Source organism: Mycetocola sp. 2940 (genome assembly GCF_040548835.1).
Classification (GTDB): Bacteria; Actinomycetota; Actinomycetes; order Actinomycetales; family Microbacteriaceae; genus Mycetocola_A.
The window spans coordinates 144664-160688 of record NZ_JBEPSK010000003.1 but is presented as its reverse complement, the minus strand read 5'-3'; the positions used below and the strand labels follow the sequence as shown (position 1 = coordinate 160688).

General features: G+C 67.4%; 17 protein-coding genes. 10 read left to right on the top strand and 7 right to left on the bottom strand.

What is annotated here, in order from left to right; genetic code table 11:
- Positions 1 to 13 precede the first annotated feature (13 nt).
- The 3 genes from ABIE24_RS05560 to ABIE24_RS05550 are packed head-to-tail and all read right to left on the bottom strand — an operon-like array spanning position 14 to position 2626.
- Positions 14 to 829: an endonuclease/exonuclease/phosphatase family protein gene (locus ABIE24_RS05560; protein WP_354497598.1), complete on the bottom strand. Its 816-nt coding sequence runs from the start codon at positions 827 to 829 to the stop codon at positions 14 to 16.
- A 60-nt stretch (positions 830 to 889) separates the two neighbouring features.
- Positions 890 to 1459, bottom strand: a complete 570-nt coding sequence (locus tag ABIE24_RS05555) for a hypothetical protein (RefSeq protein ID WP_354497596.1) — start codon at positions 1457 to 1459, stop codon at positions 890 to 892.
- Between the two features lie 15 nt (positions 1460 to 1474).
- Positions 1475 to 2626 carry a zinc-dependent alcohol dehydrogenase gene (locus ABIE24_RS05550; RefSeq protein WP_354498109.1) on the bottom strand — a complete coding sequence of 384 codons (1152 nt, stop codon included), beginning with the start codon at positions 2624 to 2626 and terminating at the stop codon, positions 1475 to 1477.
- 110 nt (positions 2627 to 2736) lie between these two features.
- Between ABIE24_RS05550 and ABIE24_RS05545 the strand changes: the two genes are divergently transcribed.
- The gene (locus ABIE24_RS05545; protein ID WP_354497594.1) at positions 2737 to 3465 is read left to right on the top strand and encodes a DUF72 domain-containing protein; all 729 of its coding nucleotides are present in this window, start codon (positions 2737 to 2739) and stop codon (positions 3463 to 3465) included.
- A gap of 22 nt (positions 3466 to 3487) precedes the next feature.
- Entirely contained in the window at positions 3488 to 3697 is a 210-nt protein-coding gene (locus tag ABIE24_RS05540) for a hypervirulence associated TUDOR domain-containing protein (RefSeq protein ID WP_354497592.1), read from the top strand.
- Between the two features lie 5 nt (positions 3698 to 3702).
- On the opposite strand, the gene ABIE24_RS05535 is transcribed toward ABIE24_RS05540, so the two are convergent.
- The gene (locus tag ABIE24_RS05535; RefSeq protein WP_354497590.1) at positions 3703 to 4332 is read right to left on the bottom strand and encodes a LysE family transporter; all 630 of its coding nucleotides are present in this window, start codon (positions 4330 to 4332) and stop codon (positions 3703 to 3705) included.
- A 67-nt stretch (positions 4333 to 4399) separates the two neighbouring features.
- Between ABIE24_RS05535 and ABIE24_RS05530 the strand changes: the two genes are divergently transcribed.
- The 6 genes from ABIE24_RS05530 (at position 4400) to ABIE24_RS05505 (ending at position 9793) form a co-directional block, all read left to right on the top strand.
- Complete coding sequence (locus ABIE24_RS05530; protein WP_354497588.1) at positions 4400 to 4837, top strand: Lrp/AsnC family transcriptional regulator; 438 nt, start codon at positions 4400 to 4402, stop codon at positions 4835 to 4837.
- 49 nt (positions 4838 to 4886) lie between these two features.
- Positions 4887 to 5423, top strand: coding sequence for a hypothetical protein (locus ABIE24_RS05525; RefSeq protein ID WP_354497586.1), 537 nt, complete (start codon positions 4887 to 4889; stop codon positions 5421 to 5423).
- A 582-nt stretch (positions 5424 to 6005) separates the two neighbouring features.
- Positions 6006 to 6662, top strand: a complete 657-nt coding sequence (locus ABIE24_RS05520; RefSeq protein ID WP_354497584.1) for a TOPRIM nucleotidyl transferase/hydrolase domain-containing protein — start codon at positions 6006 to 6008, stop codon at positions 6660 to 6662.
- Positions 6659 to 7096: a DUF5655 domain-containing protein gene (locus tag ABIE24_RS05515; protein WP_354497582.1), complete on the top strand. Its 438-nt coding sequence runs from the start codon at positions 6659 to 6661 to the stop codon at positions 7094 to 7096. Before ABIE24_RS05520 ends, ABIE24_RS05515 begins: the two co-directional genes overlap by 4 nt.
- Before the next feature lie 67 nt (positions 7097 to 7163).
- Complete coding sequence (locus tag ABIE24_RS05510; RefSeq protein ID WP_354497580.1) at positions 7164 to 8387, top strand: MFS transporter; 1224 nt, start codon at positions 7164 to 7166, stop codon at positions 8385 to 8387.
- 14 nt (positions 8388 to 8401) lie between these two features.
- Positions 8402 to 9793, top strand: a complete 1392-nt coding sequence (locus ABIE24_RS05505) for a YibE/F family protein (RefSeq protein WP_354497578.1) — start codon at positions 8402 to 8404, stop codon at positions 9791 to 9793.
- Between the two features lie 11 nt (positions 9794 to 9804).
- On the opposite strand, the gene ABIE24_RS05500 is transcribed toward ABIE24_RS05505, so the two are convergent.
- Both ABIE24_RS05500 and ABIE24_RS05495 read right to left on the bottom strand, forming a co-directional pair.
- A complete protein-coding gene (locus ABIE24_RS05500; RefSeq protein ID WP_354497577.1) occupies positions 9805 to 11187 on the bottom strand; it encodes an FAD-binding oxidoreductase in 1383 nt (460 codons plus the stop codon).
- Between the two features lie 78 nt (positions 11188 to 11265).
- Positions 11266 to 12411, bottom strand: a complete 1146-nt coding sequence (locus ABIE24_RS05495; protein ID WP_354497575.1) for an AI-2E family transporter — start codon at positions 12409 to 12411, stop codon at positions 11266 to 11268.
- A 249-nt stretch (positions 12412 to 12660) separates the two neighbouring features.
- Here ABIE24_RS05495 and ABIE24_RS05490 point away from each other — a divergent pair, with 249 nt between their 5' ends.
- Both ABIE24_RS05490 and ABIE24_RS05485 read left to right on the top strand, forming a co-directional pair.
- A complete protein-coding gene (locus tag ABIE24_RS05490) occupies positions 12661 to 14496 on the top strand; it encodes a hypothetical protein (protein ID WP_354497573.1) in 1836 nt (611 codons plus the stop codon).
- Positions 14497 to 14510: 14 nt separating this feature from the next.
- On the top strand, positions 14511 to 15335 hold the full coding sequence (locus ABIE24_RS05485) for a hypothetical protein (protein ID WP_354497571.1): 825 nt from the start codon (positions 14511 to 14513) through the stop codon (positions 15333 to 15335).
- Positions 15336 to 15347: 12 nt separating this feature from the next.
- Here the strand turns inward: ABIE24_RS05485 and ABIE24_RS05480 are convergent, their stop codons facing one another.
- Positions 15348 to 15869 carry a GNAT family N-acetyltransferase gene (locus tag ABIE24_RS05480; protein ID WP_354497570.1) on the bottom strand — a complete coding sequence of 174 codons (522 nt, stop codon included), beginning with the start codon at positions 15867 to 15869 and terminating at the stop codon, positions 15348 to 15350.
- Positions 15870 to 16025 lie beyond the last annotated feature (156 nt).

The following is a 16025-nucleotide window of genomic DNA, read 5'->3' as shown; positions in this document are numbered from 1 at the left end:
GCCCTTTCCGCTGTCAAAGCCTCAGACGCGCCTGCACCGGCTCATGGTCGGATGCCGCGGCGCCCCGGAACCGCGACGCATTGATGCCGACCGCCTCAACGTTCACGGACTCGGTGACGAGCAGCCAGTCGATGCGTTTGCCGCCCTGCTTCGGTCGCCGGTACCCGGAGAACGTGCCCCATGCGGGAGTGAGCCGCTCGTCAGCGATCGCCCAGGCATCCTGAAGCGGACCGCTGGTGAGGATCCGGAACGGCGCCGACCGCACGCCGGAGTTCATGTCGCCCAACACGATCGCGGGGACATCCGCCGCGTCGACCAGGTCGTTGAGCATCATCGCCGACCGGGCCCGCGAGGCGCGCGAGAAGTGGTCGAAGTGGGCGTTGAAGACCGAGAAGCGGATGTCAGTGGCCGCGTCGGTGAGGTCGGCGGACACGACGACGCGAGGCAGCATGTTGCCCCAGGATCGGGACCCTGCAACGTGCGGACTGTCGGAGAGGGCCCGCTGGGTCCAGTCGTTGAGGGTGAGCCTGCGGGCGTCGTAGAAGATTGTGCACTGCTCACCCTCGCCGTCGGCGTTGCGGCCCCGGCCGATCCGCCGGTAATCAGGACCGAGGGACTGTGCGACGAACTCGACCTGGTCGGGGAGTCCCTCCTGGATCCCGAGAAGCGTCGGGAGTTCACGTTGGAGCAGCGTCTGCAGATGGGGCCGCCGACGGGTCCACAGGTCGGGGCTGTGCTTGGTCACGTGAGCCATCCGACGGCGGATGTTGTACGTCATCACGTGGAGATCCGGAGGCTCCACCCGGCCGATCAGCGCCGCGTCCGTCATCTGCCCAGCGTAGGGGCTGGGCAACGTCGCGCCTTGCCGTCGAGATGACATGCCACCCTCTCAGCGTCGGCGGGCGAGGGCGCGAACGCCGGCAACGAGCAGCCCGCCGGCCGCGATCCACGGGCCCGCGACGAGGATCGGATCCATCCACTGGTGCTTCAGGTCGGCGCGATTCCTGCCCACCCGCGATGAATACCCGTGCCGCGTCAGTTCGCTCCGTACGCCGGTCTCGGCGAGCGGGTTGTCGGGGCGCACGCTCGCAAAGGATCGAAGGTGGCTTTCCACCGCATCGACCCGGTCGGATGCCAGAAGAATCAGCCAGTGAGCGGCCTGCGCCTCGCTGTACTTCCGGTACGCGTATCTACGCATCACACCCGAGAGGCCCTTGAGCGGCGCCACCGTTCCGAAGACCGGCGTGAGCATCCTGTGCTCCACAGATCGTTCTCGCGGCCATTTCTCCGGCTGGCGTTCCGGGAACTCCCAATGCGCGCCGCTCGCTTCGGGGTCGAAACGTTCCCTCGGCACGGCCGGACGGTCGCTCGGGTCGAGGTCGGCTCCCCAGCCGGGAATGCGCGCTCGAAGTTCCTCATTGGACTCGCGCCGTTTCGGCTGCTCAGCGGTGTATGGCATGGCGGTTCCTCCGGATCAGGCGGTGATGCTCGGCACGATGAGCGGCTTGATGCAGTCATCGAGCTTGGCCGAGAAGATGTGGTATCCCTCGGCGATGTGCTCGAGGGGGATTCGGTGGGTGACGATGTCACTCGGCTTGAGATACCCGTTCTGGATGTGCTCGAACAACCGGGGCCACTGTCGTTTCACCGGGCACTGGTTCATCCGCAAGGTGAGGCCTTTGTTCATGGCGTCACCGAATTTCACGGCGCTGAACATCGGGCCGTATGCGCCCATCACCGACACCGTTCCACCCTTGCGCACCGAATCGATCGCCCAGTTGAGGGCGACGGGCGATCCGCCCTGCAGCTTGAACTTTGCGCTCGTGACGTGCTGGGTGATGTTGCCGTCCGCTTCGGCGCCGACCGCGTCGATCACGACGTCGGCGCCGAGGTAGTCGGTCGTCTTCTTCATCTCAACGACGATGTCGTCGTGCTCCGCGAAGTTATAGGTTTCGGCGTGTGCGAAGGTGCGGGCTTTCTCGAGCCGATAGTCGAGGTGGTCGATCACGATCACGCGCCCCGCGCCCATGAGCCACGCCGACTTGGCGGCGAACAGGCCGACGGGTCCGGCGCCGAAGACCGCGACCGTGTCTCCCTCGCTGATGTCCCCGAGCTGGGCACCGAAGTATCCGGTGGCGAGAGCGTCGGTACAGAGGAGCGCGTCCTCATCGTCCATCCATTCGGGGATCAGCGCCGGGCCGACATCCGCGAACGGAACGCGAACGTACTCGGACTGGCCGCCGTCGTATCCGCCGCACGTGTGGGAATAGCCGTAGATGCCTCCAACGGCCGTGGCGTTCGGATTTACGTTGTGGCAATTGGAGTAGAGGCCCCGCGCACAGAAGTAGCAGGAACCGCAGTAGATGTTGAACGGGACCATCACACGATCGCCTCGTTTGAGGTTCCGGACCGAGGAGCCGACGTCCTCGACGACCCCGATGAACTCGTGGCCGAACGTCATTCCTACCCGGGTGTCCGGCATCATGCCGTGGTACAGGTGCAGGTCGGACCCACAGATGGCGGCGAGTGTCACCCGCACGATGGCGTCGTTGGGATGCTCGATGGCTGGGATGTCCTTCTCTTCGACCCGGACCTTGTACGGTCCGCGGTACACCATCGCGCGCATCGGCATCCTCTCCACATCGTCGTTGCTGTCGTGATGGCAAGCGTGGCCGCGGGCCTTCGCCGCGGCAAGGGGGTTGTGGCGCACCCGGCACACACTTATACGGTGTTCGGATGGCCAGTATCTCGATCGGAACATCAGGATGGAGCTACGACCACTGGGAGCACGTGCTCTACCCGGAGGGGCTGCCCCGCTGGCACCGGCTCGCGCACTACGTCGGGCGGTTCGACACGGTCGAGCTGAATGCGAGCTTCTATCGCTGGCCGCGGGATGCCTCCTTCGCGAGCTGGCGCACCCGGCTCCCGCCCGGGTTCCGGCTGTCGGTGAAAGCGCCGCGGGGGCTCACCCACGCGAAGAAGCTGTATGCACCCGAGGCCTGGATCGACAGGATCGCCCGCAGCTGGCACGAGCTCGGCGATAAACGGGCGGTGCTCCTCGTGCAGCTGCCGCCGAGCATGTACCGTGACGATGCCCGGCTCGCGTACTTTCTCCGTCGCATCCCGGACTGGATCCCGGTCGCCGTCGAGTTCCGGCATGAGAGCTGGAATGCGGATGCCGTCTTCCGCCTTCTCGAGGAGCACGGTGCGGCGTACTGCGTGATGAGCGGCGCCAACCTGCCGTGCATCCTCCGGGTCACCTCCCCGGTTGCATACGTTCGCCTGCACGGACCCGATCATGACCATCTCTACGGCGGCTCGTATTCCGACGACGACCTGCGCTGGTGGGCGGATCGCATCCGCGAGTGGCGCGACGGCGGAACGGATGTCTACGTCTACTTCAACAATGACGGCGGCGGTAACGCGGTGCGGAACGCAGACACTCTGAGGGCCTTCGTGGCCTGACGATACGGATGGAGAGTGAACGATGACGAAGAAGTTCTCAGTCGGAGACCATGTGCGCTGGAACTCGGAGGCCGGTGAGGTCGAGGGCAAGATCACCAAGGTGCACACCAGGGACGTGGAGTTCATGGGTCGCACCCGGCGGTGCAGCCCGGAAGATCCCCAGTACGAGGTCACGAGCGACAAGACGGGACACGACGCGATGCACAAGGGCAGCGCGCTGACGAGGATCTGACTCCGTCAGTTCCCGCCCGCCTGGACCGCGGCTGAGGCCAGCGCGGCGACGCCCAGGGCGAGGACGATTCCGGAGCCGAGAATGCTCAGCCGCCGCTGGCCGGAGGGCTGGAGCCGTCCTCCGAGGGCTGCTCCCACGCCGACGAGGCCGAGTTGCCACCCCACCGAGGCGATGCTCACGCCGGCCACGAACGGCACGATGCTCCCGCCGAGCGGGAGCGACGAGTTCAGAGTCGCGGCGAGTGCCAGGAAGTAGAGGAGTGTCGCCGGGTTGATCGCCGTCAGCCCGGCGAAGCGCACGAAGACGCCGATCGATGAGCGGGCTCGCGCCGCGCCGGACGCCGTCGTCGCCGTTCGGTTCACCCGGCTCAGGCCGACGACTCCGAGCCCGACCAGAATCACCCCGGAGATCAGCGCCGGGACTGCGCCGAGCTGATCGATCCACGACTGGGCGAGGGCCCCCGCCGTCACGGCGAGCACGCAGTAGGCGGTGTCGACCAGGCCGACAGCGATTGCTCCGGCAGCGGCGCTCCGGAAGCCGGCGACGACGCCTTCCCGGATGATCAGCACGCCGATTGCTCCGAGCGGCATCGCGACGCCGAGCCCGGCCAGCGCACCGATCAGGAACAGGGACATATCTTCAGGATGAACGACGTTTTCGACCCCGCTGCCGATCTCGCGGTACCTCGGATATATTCGCGGCATGGACGACATCGACAGCAAAATCCTCGGTCTCCTCCGCGAAAACGGCAGGATCACGTTCGGGGCCTTGGGCAGCATGGTCGGCCTGAGCACCAATGCGGCTGCCGCCCGTGTGCGAAAGCTCGAGCGATCCGGCGTCATCCTCGGCTACCGGGCTGTCATCGCCGACGATGCGCCCGATGCCCGCCTGCACGGAGTCGGACTGGAGGCGTTCATCGACGTGCGGCTCCGCCCTGACAGCGATTCCGATGCCTTCCTGGCCTTCGTCGAAGATCTGTCGCCGGTGCGCGACGCCGTGCACGTCACAGGACCGTACGACTACCTTCTCCATGTCGTCGTCGGCGACACCGAACACCTCGACGCGCTCCTTCGACGGCTGAAGACGGAGGCGGGCGCCGCCCAGACCCAGACGAGGCTGGCGCTTCGGGTGCCTCGCTAGGCTGGGCGCCATGAGTCGATTCGGGTGCCCTGAGTTCGGACGATGACGGATGCCTCCTGCCGCAGAGAACGACCGGGTCGCCACAGAGATTCAAGCGCTTCTCGATCGCGCGGTCCAGCGGCTGGGCGCCGCAGGCGCACGCACCGAGGCGCTGGCAGAATACGTTCCCGAGCGCCGGGTGCTCCTGGTTCCGCGCCCACCGGTGCTTCGCTCGCTTGGTCGGGTGTGGCGGCTCGGTGTGTTCCTGCTCGGCGCCGACGCGACGCTGTATGAAACGGGTCTGACCACCCGTGCTTTGGAGCCGGGGCGCCCGGGTTACCAGTCCCAGTCGGCGGAGCAGCGTCGTGCGTACCGCGCCGCGGCATCCCGGGGGCGGTTCCCGCACGGTGAGACTGTCAACTTCGATGCGGTGCCTGTCGTGCTCGACGCGGATGCGCTGCGCGGGTCGACGGGGCGGCTGTTCGTTTCCGGCGACCGCCCGCTCGTGCGCTGGAACGCCACAGCGTCAGATGCGGATGCCGTCGACCTCGCGGCATACCTCGATGACCGGGTCCAGCTGCTGGTCGAGCCGCCGGCGGGGGCCTAGTAGGGATGGCGGGCGGCGAAGTCCTGCACCGGCGCCCATGGGGTGGGGACGGCGGGCGGCGAAGTCCTGCACCGGCGCCCATGGGGTGGGGACGGCGGGCGGCGAAGTCCTGCACCGGCGCCCATGGGCGCCCGACCACACCCTCGGCACAGGACTTCGTCGCCCGCCTGAGTGTGAAGTCGGCGTGAGGTAAGGAAAAGGGCGCCGGATAAGGATGGTTTTGGCCTCCCGGTCCTTGTCTGGTGCTTCTTTCCTTTTCTGGTGTCGGCCGGGTGGGCAGCGTCGGCGGTATCCGCCTGAGTAGGACGTCGGCATGGCATAAGGAAAAAGCCGCCGGATAAGGATGGTTTTGGCCTCCCGGTCCTTATCTGGTGCTTCTTTCCTTTTCTGGTGTCGGCCGGGTGGGCAGCGTCAGCGGTATCCGCCTGAGGAGGACGTCGGCATGGCATAAGGAGAAGGCCGCCGGATAAGGATGGTTTTGGCCTCCCGGTCCTTATCTGGCGCTTCTTTCCTTTTCTCGTGCCGCTCCCGTATCTGGCGGTGTTCCTTCTGCGGTGGCACTCACTGGGAGACAATGAGGCCATGGAGGACATGGCACGGTTCCGGGCCGCGGTTTCTGCGTGGGTGACCCGCGATAAGGACGTGTCCGTGCCCGCTGAGGTAGGTGAACTCGCCGACTCCGTTCGCCGTGCTGTGCTGGTCGAAGGTGACAGCGACCGGGTCGCGATCGAGGCGCTCGCCGAAGCGCGCGGCCGGGATTTCGAGCGGGAGCGGGTGGCGATCATTCCTCTCGGTGGAGCCATGAACATCCGGAACTACGTCGGTCTTCTCGGACCGAACGGCCTCGGCCTCGCCCTCGCCGGGCTCTGCGACGTCGGGGAGGAAGGCTATTTTCGGCGCGCACTGCACGACGCGGGGTTGGGGCACGATCTGTCGCGCGCCGCATTGGAAGACCTTGGATTCTCGGTCTGTGACGCCGACCTTGAAGACGAGCTCATCCGCAGCCTCGGGGTGGATGCCGTGGAACGGGTTCTCGACGCGCAGGGCGACCTTCGGGCGTTTCGGACGTTCCAGAACCAGCCCGCACAGCGGACCCGCGCCGTCGATGCGCAGTTGCGGCGGTTCCTCGGTACGATCGGCGGGCGCAAGAGCCGCTACGCCCGCGCGCTCGTCGAGGCTCTCGGCACGACTCCGGCGCCACGTCCGCTCGAGTTGGTGCTCGACGCGACAGCGACATGAGCTCCCCGCTGTGGATCTGCCCGCGGTGCGGCCGGTCCTTCGCGAACCGAAACCAGACCCACACCTGCGCGCCACTCGGGGACCTCGACGCGCACTTCGCCCGAAGCGATCCACGCGTGCGCGAGTGCTTCGACCGGGTCGTCGGCGAACTCGGGCCGCTCGAGATCCTGGCCGAGAAGTCCCGGATCGCCTTGCACGTTCGGATGAGTTTCGCCGCGTTTCAGCCGCGCAGACAGTGGCTTGACGGCCACCTGGTCCTCGCGAGGAGGGTGGAGCATCCGCTCGTCACACGGATCCAGGAGTTTTCGCCGCACAACATCGTCCACGAGTTCCGGCTGACACGGCCCGATGAGCTCGATTCCGCCTTTCTCGAGCTCCTGCACGAAGCGTACGACGTCGGGCTGCAGAGGCATCATCCACCCAACGTCGAATAGGCTGAAATCGCCGTCCGCCCTCCCGAGTCGGTCTGCACCCCCCCAACCCACTCGATCGGCGACGCCTGTGTCTGTTTCATCCGCCCCCACCACACTGGTTGCACCACCGGTGTTCCCCTGGATCGGCCTGCTCACCCTCGCCGGTGCGATCTTCGTCTCGGTCACGAGCGAGTTCCTGCCGACCGGCCTGCTTCCGGAGATGGCCGCCGAGCTCGATGTCAGCGTGTCGACGGCGGGATTGCTCATCACCGTCTTCGCCGGCACGGTGGTGCTCGCCACCACTCCGCTCGCAGCGCTGACGCGCAAGTATTCGCGCAAAGGCCTCGTCTTCGTCGTGCTGCTCGTGGTCGCCCTGGCCAACGTGCTCGCCGCGATCGCCCCGACCTACGAAATCCTCGTCGGCGCGCGCGTCCTGGGTGGCCTCGCCCATGGCCTGTTCTGGGCGGTCGTTGCCGCGTATTCCGCCCACCTCGTACCGAAGCATCAACTCGGCAAGGCCGTGGCGATCACCGCGGGCGGCGGTTCGGCCGCCTTCGTTCTCGGCGTCCCGGTCGGCACCGCTCTCGGGCACGCCCTCGGCTGGCGCGTCGCCTTCGGGATCATCGCCGCCGTCGTGGTGCTCCTCGCGCTCGCCGTCCTGAAATTCCTCCCTGCGGTCAACCACCACGTGCCCCTCAAGACCGGTGAAATCCGCATTCCGATGTACAAGGACCGCAGCATGCGCGGTGTGGTGCTCCTTTGCATCGTCATCCTGGTGCTCCTCACCGGGCAGAACACGTATTACACCTACATAGCGCCGTGGCTTGTCGACGCCGCCGGGTTCCCGGAGACCTCGGTCGCCTTCCTCCTCTTCCTCTTCGGCGGCGCGGGTGCCATCGGGCTTGTCCTGGCCGGATTCGCCGCCGACCGGTTCCCGCGGCGCGGCTTCGCGCTCGCCGTGATCGCCGTGATGGCCTCCGTCCTCGTGCTTGCGGTCTGGTCGGCGAACTCCGCGGTGGTCGTCGTGGCCTTCGTCGTCTGGGGCGTCGCGTTCGGCGGGGTTCCCGCGATGCTGCAGACCCGGATGCTGCATACCGCGTCGTTCCGGACCCGCGACCTCGCAGCGGCACTGCAGACCACCGCCTTCAACATCGGCATCGGCGGCGGAGCGCTGCTCGGCGGCCTTCTGCTCGACCACAGCGGCATTCAGTCGCTCCCGGCCGCCCTCATTCTCTTTCTCGCCGCCGGCCTCACCCTGATGGTCGGCACGGATGTCGCACGAGCGGCGCGGGCTCGACGCCTTCAGCACTGACGCCAAAGGACACCATGGGACACAGCCACTCTCACGACCAGGACGACTCGCCCGAGGCCGTCGCCATGCGCCGTCGCGCCAACCGGCTCCTCGCCGTCATCCTGATCCCGATCACCCTCGCGACGATCCTCGGCATGTTCCTGCTGTGGCCGTCCGGCACGAGCAGCGACGTCGAGATCGGCAACCCCTACTCGGCGGCGCAGGGCGCCAGCTTCCAGGTCGGAACCGTCGAGCGGACGAGCGTCGCCCCGTGCCTCTATCCGTCCCCCGAGGCCGCCGGCGAGCAGTCCTGCACCGTCGCCCACCTGGCGCCGGAACGCGGAGGATCGGTCGTCGCTGTGGAGATTCCGCCGGAGGTGCGTGAGGAAGCCGACGTGAACGCCGGTGACCGCATCCGCTTCCTCGACCTCGGCGCCGCCGGCGAAGGCGCCCAGGCTCGCTACTCCTTCATCGACTTCGTGCGGACCACGCCGATGGCACTGCTCGCCGCCATCTACGCTCTCGTCGTCGTCCTTGTGGCCCGGTGGCGCGGATTCCGTGCCCTCCTCGGGCTGGCCGGCGCCTACCTCGTCGTCGCCCAGTTCATCATCCCCGGCCTCGTCGAAGGCAAGCCGCCGATTCTGCTCGGACTGGTGGGGTCGAGCGTGATCATGATCGGGGTGCTCTATTTCGCGCACGGTTTCTCGGCGCGGACCTCGACGGCGCTGCTGGGGACGATCTTCGGTCTCGTGACCACGTCGCTGATCGCGGCGTGGGCGACAGGCGCCGCGCACCTCACCGGCCTGAACGACGAAGCCGACTACACCCTCTCCTATGCGACCGGGTCGATTTCGCTCTCCGGGATTCTCGTCTGCGGCCTGATCATCTCCGGCCTGGGTGTGCTGAATGACGTGACCATCACCCAATCGTCCGCCGTCTGGGAGATGCACGAACTGGCTCCCGAGTCGAGCGCCCGACGGCTGTTCGCCGGCGCCATGCGGGTGGGGCGGGACCACATCGCCTCAACGGTCTACACGATCGTCTTCGCCTACGCCGGAGCTGCGCTTCCGCTGCTCATCCTGCTGTCGTTGCAGCAACGTCCTTTCGTCGAGACGATCAGCAGCGGCGAACTGGCGGAAGAGATCGTGCGCACCCTTGTCGGGTCGATCGGACTCGTTCTCGCCATCCCGGTCACGACCGGAATCGCCGTGCTCGTCGTGAAGGCAGTGGGCTCGGGAAGCAGAACGTCGAGCGCCCCGCGGCGTGAACCCGTCGACGCGACGGACGAGCCGACCGGTTCGCGGGCGCTCGCGTCCGAGGACTTCCCGGCAGCAGACGTACCGGTCTCCCGGCGGGTGCTGCGCCGCAAGGCCGCCGAAGAGGAGCGGTCCATCTGGGGCCCGACCGGATGGGACGACGACAAGTAAGTCGCCGCATCTCAGGAGAAAGCAGACGCCGGGCGGATGTTGTGGTTGCGGCTGAAGAGGTTTCCCGGGTCATAGGCGCGTTTGATGCTGGCGAGCCGCGCCAGTGTGTCCGGCGGGTACAGCAGCGCCGGGTCCTCGCCGTTCGGCGCGCTCGAGAAGCCTGCATACGTGCCCTGAAGGAACGGCTCGACCGTCGTCCAGAGGCTTCCCACCCGCGCAGCAGCTTCGGGCGGGGCGTCGGGAGGCAGAAACGCGACCGAGATGATCAGGACTTCGCTGTTCCGGAACCCGAAGGCCGTCGCGTCGTTCGGGACCCGGTTGAACGCGCCGTTGAGGCTTCGGATCATGAGGACCGAGCCGCCGAGTTCGTCGTACATCGCGGTGAAGGCGGCGATCGCCTCGTCGCTCAGTACCTCGGCGAAGGCGTTGTGCCCGACAATGGTCATTCCCTCGGGCGGATGTGCCTCCTCGAGGACGTCCGCATATTCCTTGAACGATATATCCTCGCCGGCGAGGCCCGGAAGCGCGCGTAGCGGGGCCAGGGCGGCGTCGGCTGCCGTCTTCTCCGACCCGGCGTAACAGGCGAGGATCTGAACGCCTCCCGGCATCCCGGGAAAGTCGGGCATGGCCAGGAAGGTCGTGTTGAGTTCCTCGGGCGCGGCTCGCATGACGTCGCGCCAACCGGTCAGGAGCGGCGCGAGCTCGTCGTTCCCGAACTGGAGCGTACCGGCGAACACACCCGTGAGCGGGTGCGCTTCGAAGGTGAAGCCGGTCACGACGCCGAAATTGCCGCCGCCGCCGCGGATCGCCCAGAAAAGGTCGGGGTTCTTGTCGGCGCTGGCTCGAACCAGTTCGCTCTCCGCGGTGACGACGGATGCCTCCACCAGGCTGTCGAATGCGAGCCCGTATTTGCGTACCATCCAGCCGATGCCGCCCCCGAGAGTGAGCCCACCCACGCCGACGGTCACGGTGTCGCCGGAGGTGAGGGCGAGACCCAGGGCCCCGAGGGCGGTTGCGACATCCCCCCAGACCGCCCCCGCTCCGATGCGGACGAGGTGGCGGTCTGGGTCGATCACCTCGATCCCGTTCAGCCGTCTGAGGTCGATCACGAGCCCGCCGACGTTCGTGCTGAAGCCGCTGCCGCTGTGGCCGCCGCTGCGGATGGACAGCTCGAGCGAGTGCGAGCGGGCGAAGGCGATGGCGACCCCGACGTCGTCAGCGTCGGCGACCTGGACGACGACGGCAGGGGCGCTGACGGTGCCGTAGACAGTTCCGTAGACGGCGCTCGCCGCCTCGTATTCGGGGTCGGCCGGGAGGACGACGGCCCCGGTCACGGATTGCGCGAGGTCGGCGAGGGCGTCAGGGTGCAGGCTCGGGGAGTCGATGGTAGTCACGGGTTCTCACTTCGGACGGTGGGGATTTTCCGTCGAGTGTTCTCCGGTCGCTGAGCGAGGTCAAGGGGGGAAGCGCGTTCACACCCCGCTCGGCGAGGTCTTCGAGTCCTGCAGCGGGAAGACCACTTTTTGCACGATGATGATGGCGGATGCCGCCACGGGAATGGCGACGAGAGCCCCGAGCACTCCGCCGATGGCGCCGCCGGCGACGGCCGCGATGACGACGATCGCCCCGGGCACGGCCACGGCCCGGTTCATGATGCGCGGGCTCAGCACGTACGCCTCGATCTGCATGTAGATGAGGTAATAGACACCGGCGAACAGGGCCGTCGTGGGCGAGACGAACAGGCAGATCAGGGTGTTGATGATCGAGGCGGTCAGGGTTCCGACGAGGGGGATGAGCGATCCGAGGAACGCGATCATCGCGAGCAGGAACGGAAGCGGCGCTCCGATGATCGACAGGAAGATGAGGCTGAGGATGCCATTGCACAGCGCCAGGCTGACCTGGCCGACGACGTAGCGGCCGACCGCCCCGGTGATCTCCTCGGTGATGGTCGCGAAACCGATCCGGCGGTACTGGGGCACGAAGCGGTAGGCGGCGCCCTTCATCGAGCGGAGTGAGGCGAGGAAGTAGAGGGTGAGGATGAGGACGATGGTCGCGCCGGTCACGCCGCTGGCGACTCCCGCTCCAACCGCGGCGAGCCCGCCGCCGATCGCCACGAGGTTCTGGGGATCGCTGATGAATTCGATGGCGCCTGAGATGGCATCCGCGATGCTCACCGCTCCGCCGAACGCGCTCTCCAGGTCCTGGATGAAGTTGCTGGCCTGAACTTCTCTCTGCAGGCGGGGGAAGTCCTCGACCAGATTCGTTCCCTGCTCGATGAGCACGGGGATGACGGCGAACAGCAGTCCGACGAAGACACCGAGAACGGCGAAGACGACGAGGGCGATGGCGACGCCCCTGGCGATGCGCTTCTCGAGCCAGGTGACGAGCGGGTCGAGCCCCAGGGCAAGGAACAGTGCGAGGCCGATGTAGATAAGGACCGTGCCGAGCTGGCCGAGAATGCCGCCGATGACGAGGGCCGTAATCACGCCGAGGCCGCCGACGAGCCCGATGCGGAACGCGGCGATGCTGAATCCGGCTGCCCCGGCGCCGCGCTGGACGGCGACATCGGGCTTGAGATCGGCCTTGTTTATCTCGGCGGTCTGTTTTCTCTTTCGCATGGTCCCCACACCCTCGGTCGAGCCCGGTGGCTCTCGGCTGTTTCGCCTGCTCATATCGTGCCGTACACCGGTCCGGCTTGCACTCGGCTCGCCGCAGCGGTCCATGCGAAAATCCCGCGACGACGCCCTCCCCGGTCCCCCTTGCGGCCCCGTCGCACCGGATCTACGCTGTGACGCCAAGGCTGGTGGGGGGCCGTGCGATACGACCTCATTCGACCTGCACGGCGACCCGGGCGAAGGGTGAGAATTGTGCTCGAATACCGCAGTCTGATGGGCTCCCTCCACGAATTCCAGGCGGCCCTGTCAGCGCAAAGCATCCCCGATCCGACGCACGCGCAGACGCGAAACCGCCACATCGCTGCCATGTCGGCAGCACCCGGACATGCGAGCCTCGGCAGCCTGCTCGCGCCGCTGGCATGGTTCGCAACGGTCGGGGAGGAGGAGGCCGCACTGGTCGACGAGATCGCCGCCCTGTGGAAGGAAGGAGTGCAGCTCTACGACGCGCTCGGGAGGTACCGCACCTCTCTGCAGTCGATACTCGACAGTCCGCCCGACGCCGCCTCGGTGGCGGAGCTGAACGCTGCGGGAAATGCGATCCGCGACCTCGCTCCCGAAATACAGCGCATGCTCACCCAGCTGCAGAAGCTGCGCAACCGCGTCGCCACCCGTGACCACCTGCCTCCCCATCCCCGCCAGGACGATCTCGGCGTCGATGCCTGGAACTGGAACGATCTCCTCCTCGGTCGACGCACCGACGCCCTCGTCCGCACCCTGATGCGTCGCGCCGCGACGCCCGAAACCGAAGCCTTCGCCCTCGGCACGTGCGCTGCGTACGGCGCCCAGGTCTCCGGTTCGATGTATCTCGGGCAAGCCGTGGGTGGTCCGCGCCGCTCACACCGCGTGCGCGACCGACTCGGACGGAATGCCGTCGGGTCATGGATTGCAGCGCACCGCCCCGACGTGCCCCGGTTTGGTGCCCTCGCCGACCAGCTCGAGTCAGCCATGCCGGCGGGACTCGACCCCGACGTGGCGAACCAGCTTTCGGAGGCGTTCGCCGAGGTGTTCCCGCTCGACGACCTTCCGTCGCCTCCCGATGTGGGTGCGGGATTCTCGCGGATGGTCGCTCACCTGCGAGCACTCGAAGCAATCTCGACGCCACCGGAGCCGTCGCCCCTGCCCGATTCGATCGTCGCGACGCTGTTCGCCGACCCGGCCGCGCCTTACACGCCCAAGCTCCCGGACCAGTCGGTCCTGACCGAGTCAGGCGGTGAGCCGGGAGTGGCCGGCAGCGGCGGTGGCGTGCAGATCCTGTCCGCGGGAGACGACGGTCCGGCGCACCAGGAGCCGCCTGACTCGACCGAAGTCAAGTGCGGCGCGTTCTGGGAGGCCCTGGGCCAGGCCATCCTGTTCCTCCTCGGCGGGTGGCTCGTCTGCATCATCGAGGTGGCCAGCGAAGGCGAGTGCACCCTGTGGGACGACATGGAAGCCAACTGGTCGGCGGCGTTCTCCAACGGCGTCTACGTGGGTGGCGAGCACGAGACCGACTGGGGCACTGCGCAACTGACCGAGGCCACAGCGGGGTCGCTCGCGCAACGCCCCGAGACGGTTCAGATGGCGGGCGACCTCTTCACACTGCAGTCGACGATGTGGGAGGGTCTGCAAAAGGCCGCCGAGTTCCTCGCACTGAACGGGCTGATCTACCCGGACGCGTTCCTCGAAACCTGGCGCTACCGCCAGTTCACCGTGATTCCGGCGACGGAGGAGGGCAGCTGGCCCCAGCTGCCCGAGAACGGCGATCGGTTCGACGAGTACCCGCAGACCGGTCTGGAAGAGCCCGCCGGTTCTGCTCCGTTCCAGCCCGGAACGACGCCATCGGCGATCCTCTCGGGCATCGGCGGCGGTGGGCAGCTGTCGGCGAAGTCGGTGAGCCTTCCGTTGTGGTGGCAAGTAGCGACCGACGTGGACGATGCCGACAATTACGACCTCGACGCCGACCGCGGGTGGCGGCATCCGTGCTGGCGCACCGGTGGGTCGATCACAGACCAACCCGTCGACGTGGTCGCGCTCGGCTACCGCGACATCTGAGGCGAGAGGAAGCCATGCCCAGAGAAGAGATCCCGGATGCCCGGCCTTTCCTGGCGATACCATACTGGTCGCCAGGCGACACCGGCGAGGATCGCCCGTTGCCGAGCACCGTCACGTGGTACCTGTGTGCCGGCATCCGCACGTCGACCTACCAGCCGGGCCAGGTGCTCGAGGTGTCGGTTGACGTGCGCAACAACGGCGGCTCGAACGCGCCATCGCTCGCACAGGTGACGGTCTGGTGGTCTGACCCGGCACTCGGGTTCGTGATCAAGCCCGAGAACCTCATCGGATTCCGTCAGGTGGCCGTGGATCCGCGCGGGGGAGCCGCGACGACGGCACTCATGGCACGGCAGATGCCGGCGGACGCACCCAACCACATCTGTCTTCTCGCGCGAGTCTCGCATCCGCTTGACCCGGCGCCGCCGGTGCCGGACCCGGTGAACGACCGCCACTGGGCGCAACGCAACCTGTCGGTCGTCGCAGCGCCCGCCGGGGCTCCGGTCGTGGTGCCGTTTGTGGTCGCCAACCCGTTCCCTGATGGCGCTGGCTTCCACATCCGCCTCGCTCCGATAACGGACCCGAGGCTGCTCGTCGGGGTCGACGGCGTGACCGGCGAGGCGTTCACCGACTTCATCGCGGTGCTGCATCTCGACGGCATGGCCGGAGAGCGTTCGCTGGAATTCGATGTCGAGCTCGGCCCGGGGAACGAACGCCACTTCGAGGCGACGATCGAGGTGGACTTGCCGCCGGGAACCTTCGCCGCCTTCGAGTTCTCGCAAGCGCTCGACGAACGGGTCGTCGGCGGCCTCGGCGTCGTCCTGGTCGCTGAGGAACGGTGACAGGCGCGACCATCAGTCCACGCGCGACGCGGGGCGCAGCATCCGGATCGCCGCGAGGTCCGTTCCGCGGTGTGCGTCAGGATCGCGGATGCCATCGGGCACGAATCCGTTGCGGCGGTAGAACGCCTGAGCCCTCCCGTTCTGCTCGGCCACCCAGAGTTGGGCGGCCTCGCCGTCGAAGAGAACGGCGTCGAGAAGCTGCTGGCCGATTCCGCTCCCGTGCTGCGAGCGCGTGAGGTACAGCATCCGCACTTCGAGCGGCACGGCCGGTGGTGCGTCCGGGTGCTCTCGCGCCAGCGCGGCGCCCACGAGCGCGAACCCGACGATGCCGCCCTCGCCCTCGGCCACCACCAGTCGCCGTTTCGGGTCGCTGCGGCGGAGCATCCGCTCCCACATACCGATCCGGCGCGCCTCGGTGGAGTGCTCCCAGAACTCCGACGGCACCAGACCGGCGTAGGTCTCGACCCAGCACTGCTGGTGGACGCGGCCCAGATCGGCGGCGTCTTCGAGCGACGGTTCTCGCACAACTGCCATAAATGACGACCGTACCCGCCCGGTGTCGGGCTGGCCACCCGAACTGGGAGTTTTCTCTCAGGGAGCATCGGGTACCCTCGGATGTACCCGAAAGTCCTGGCACGGCTGATCCCGGCCGCCGCCGCCCCAGAACGAGTGCGTTCAACGAGACCACGC

What these genes read in the sequence shown, in the direction of transcription:
- ABIE24_RS05525 (WP_354497586.1), top strand. Translation starts at nt 4,887, where the DNA reads ATGCCTCCTGCCGCAGAGAACGACCGGGTCGCCACAGAGATTCAAGCG.
- ABIE24_RS05555 (WP_354497596.1), bottom strand. Translation starts at nt 1,459, where the DNA reads ATGCCATACACCGCTGAGCAGCCGAAACGGCGCGAGTCCAATGAGGAA.
- ABIE24_RS05520 (WP_354497584.1), top strand. Translation starts at nt 6,006, where the DNA reads ATGGAGGACATGGCACGGTTCCGGGCCGCGGTTTCTGCGTGGGTGACC.
- ABIE24_RS05560 (WP_354497598.1), bottom strand. Translation starts at nt 829, where the DNA reads ATGACGGACGCGGCGCTGATCGGCCGGGTGGAGCCTCCGGATCTCCAC.
- ABIE24_RS05480 (WP_354497570.1), bottom strand. Translation starts at nt 15,869, where the DNA reads ATGGCAGTTGTGCGAGAACCGTCGCTCGAAGACGCCGCCGATCTGGGC.
- ABIE24_RS05485 (WP_354497571.1), top strand. Translation starts at nt 14,511, where the DNA reads ATGCCCAGAGAAGAGATCCCGGATGCCCGGCCTTTCCTGGCGATACCA.
- ABIE24_RS05515 (WP_354497582.1), top strand. Translation starts at nt 6,659, where the DNA reads ATGAGCTCCCCGCTGTGGATCTGCCCGCGGTGCGGCCGGTCCTTCGCG.
- ABIE24_RS05540 (WP_354497592.1), top strand. Translation starts at nt 3,488, where the DNA reads ATGACGAAGAAGTTCTCAGTCGGAGACCATGTGCGCTGGAACTCGGAG.
- ABIE24_RS05495 (WP_354497575.1), bottom strand. Translation starts at nt 12,411, where the DNA reads ATGCGAAAGAGAAAACAGACCGCCGAGATAAACAAGGCCGATCTCAAG.
- ABIE24_RS05535 (WP_354497590.1), bottom strand. Translation starts at nt 4,332, where the DNA reads ATGTCCCTGTTCCTGATCGGTGCGCTGGCCGGGCTCGGCGTCGCGATG.
- ABIE24_RS05530 (WP_354497588.1), top strand. Translation starts at nt 4,400, where the DNA reads ATGGACGACATCGACAGCAAAATCCTCGGTCTCCTCCGCGAAAACGGC.
- ABIE24_RS05550 (WP_354498109.1), bottom strand. Translation starts at nt 2,626, where the DNA reads ATGCGCGCGATGGTGTACCGCGGACCGTACAAGGTCCGGGTCGAAGAG.
- ABIE24_RS05545 (WP_354497594.1), top strand. Translation starts at nt 2,737, where the DNA reads ATGGCCAGTATCTCGATCGGAACATCAGGATGGAGCTACGACCACTGG.
- ABIE24_RS05505 (WP_354497578.1), top strand. Translation starts at nt 8,402, where the DNA reads ATGGGACACAGCCACTCTCACGACCAGGACGACTCGCCCGAGGCCGTC.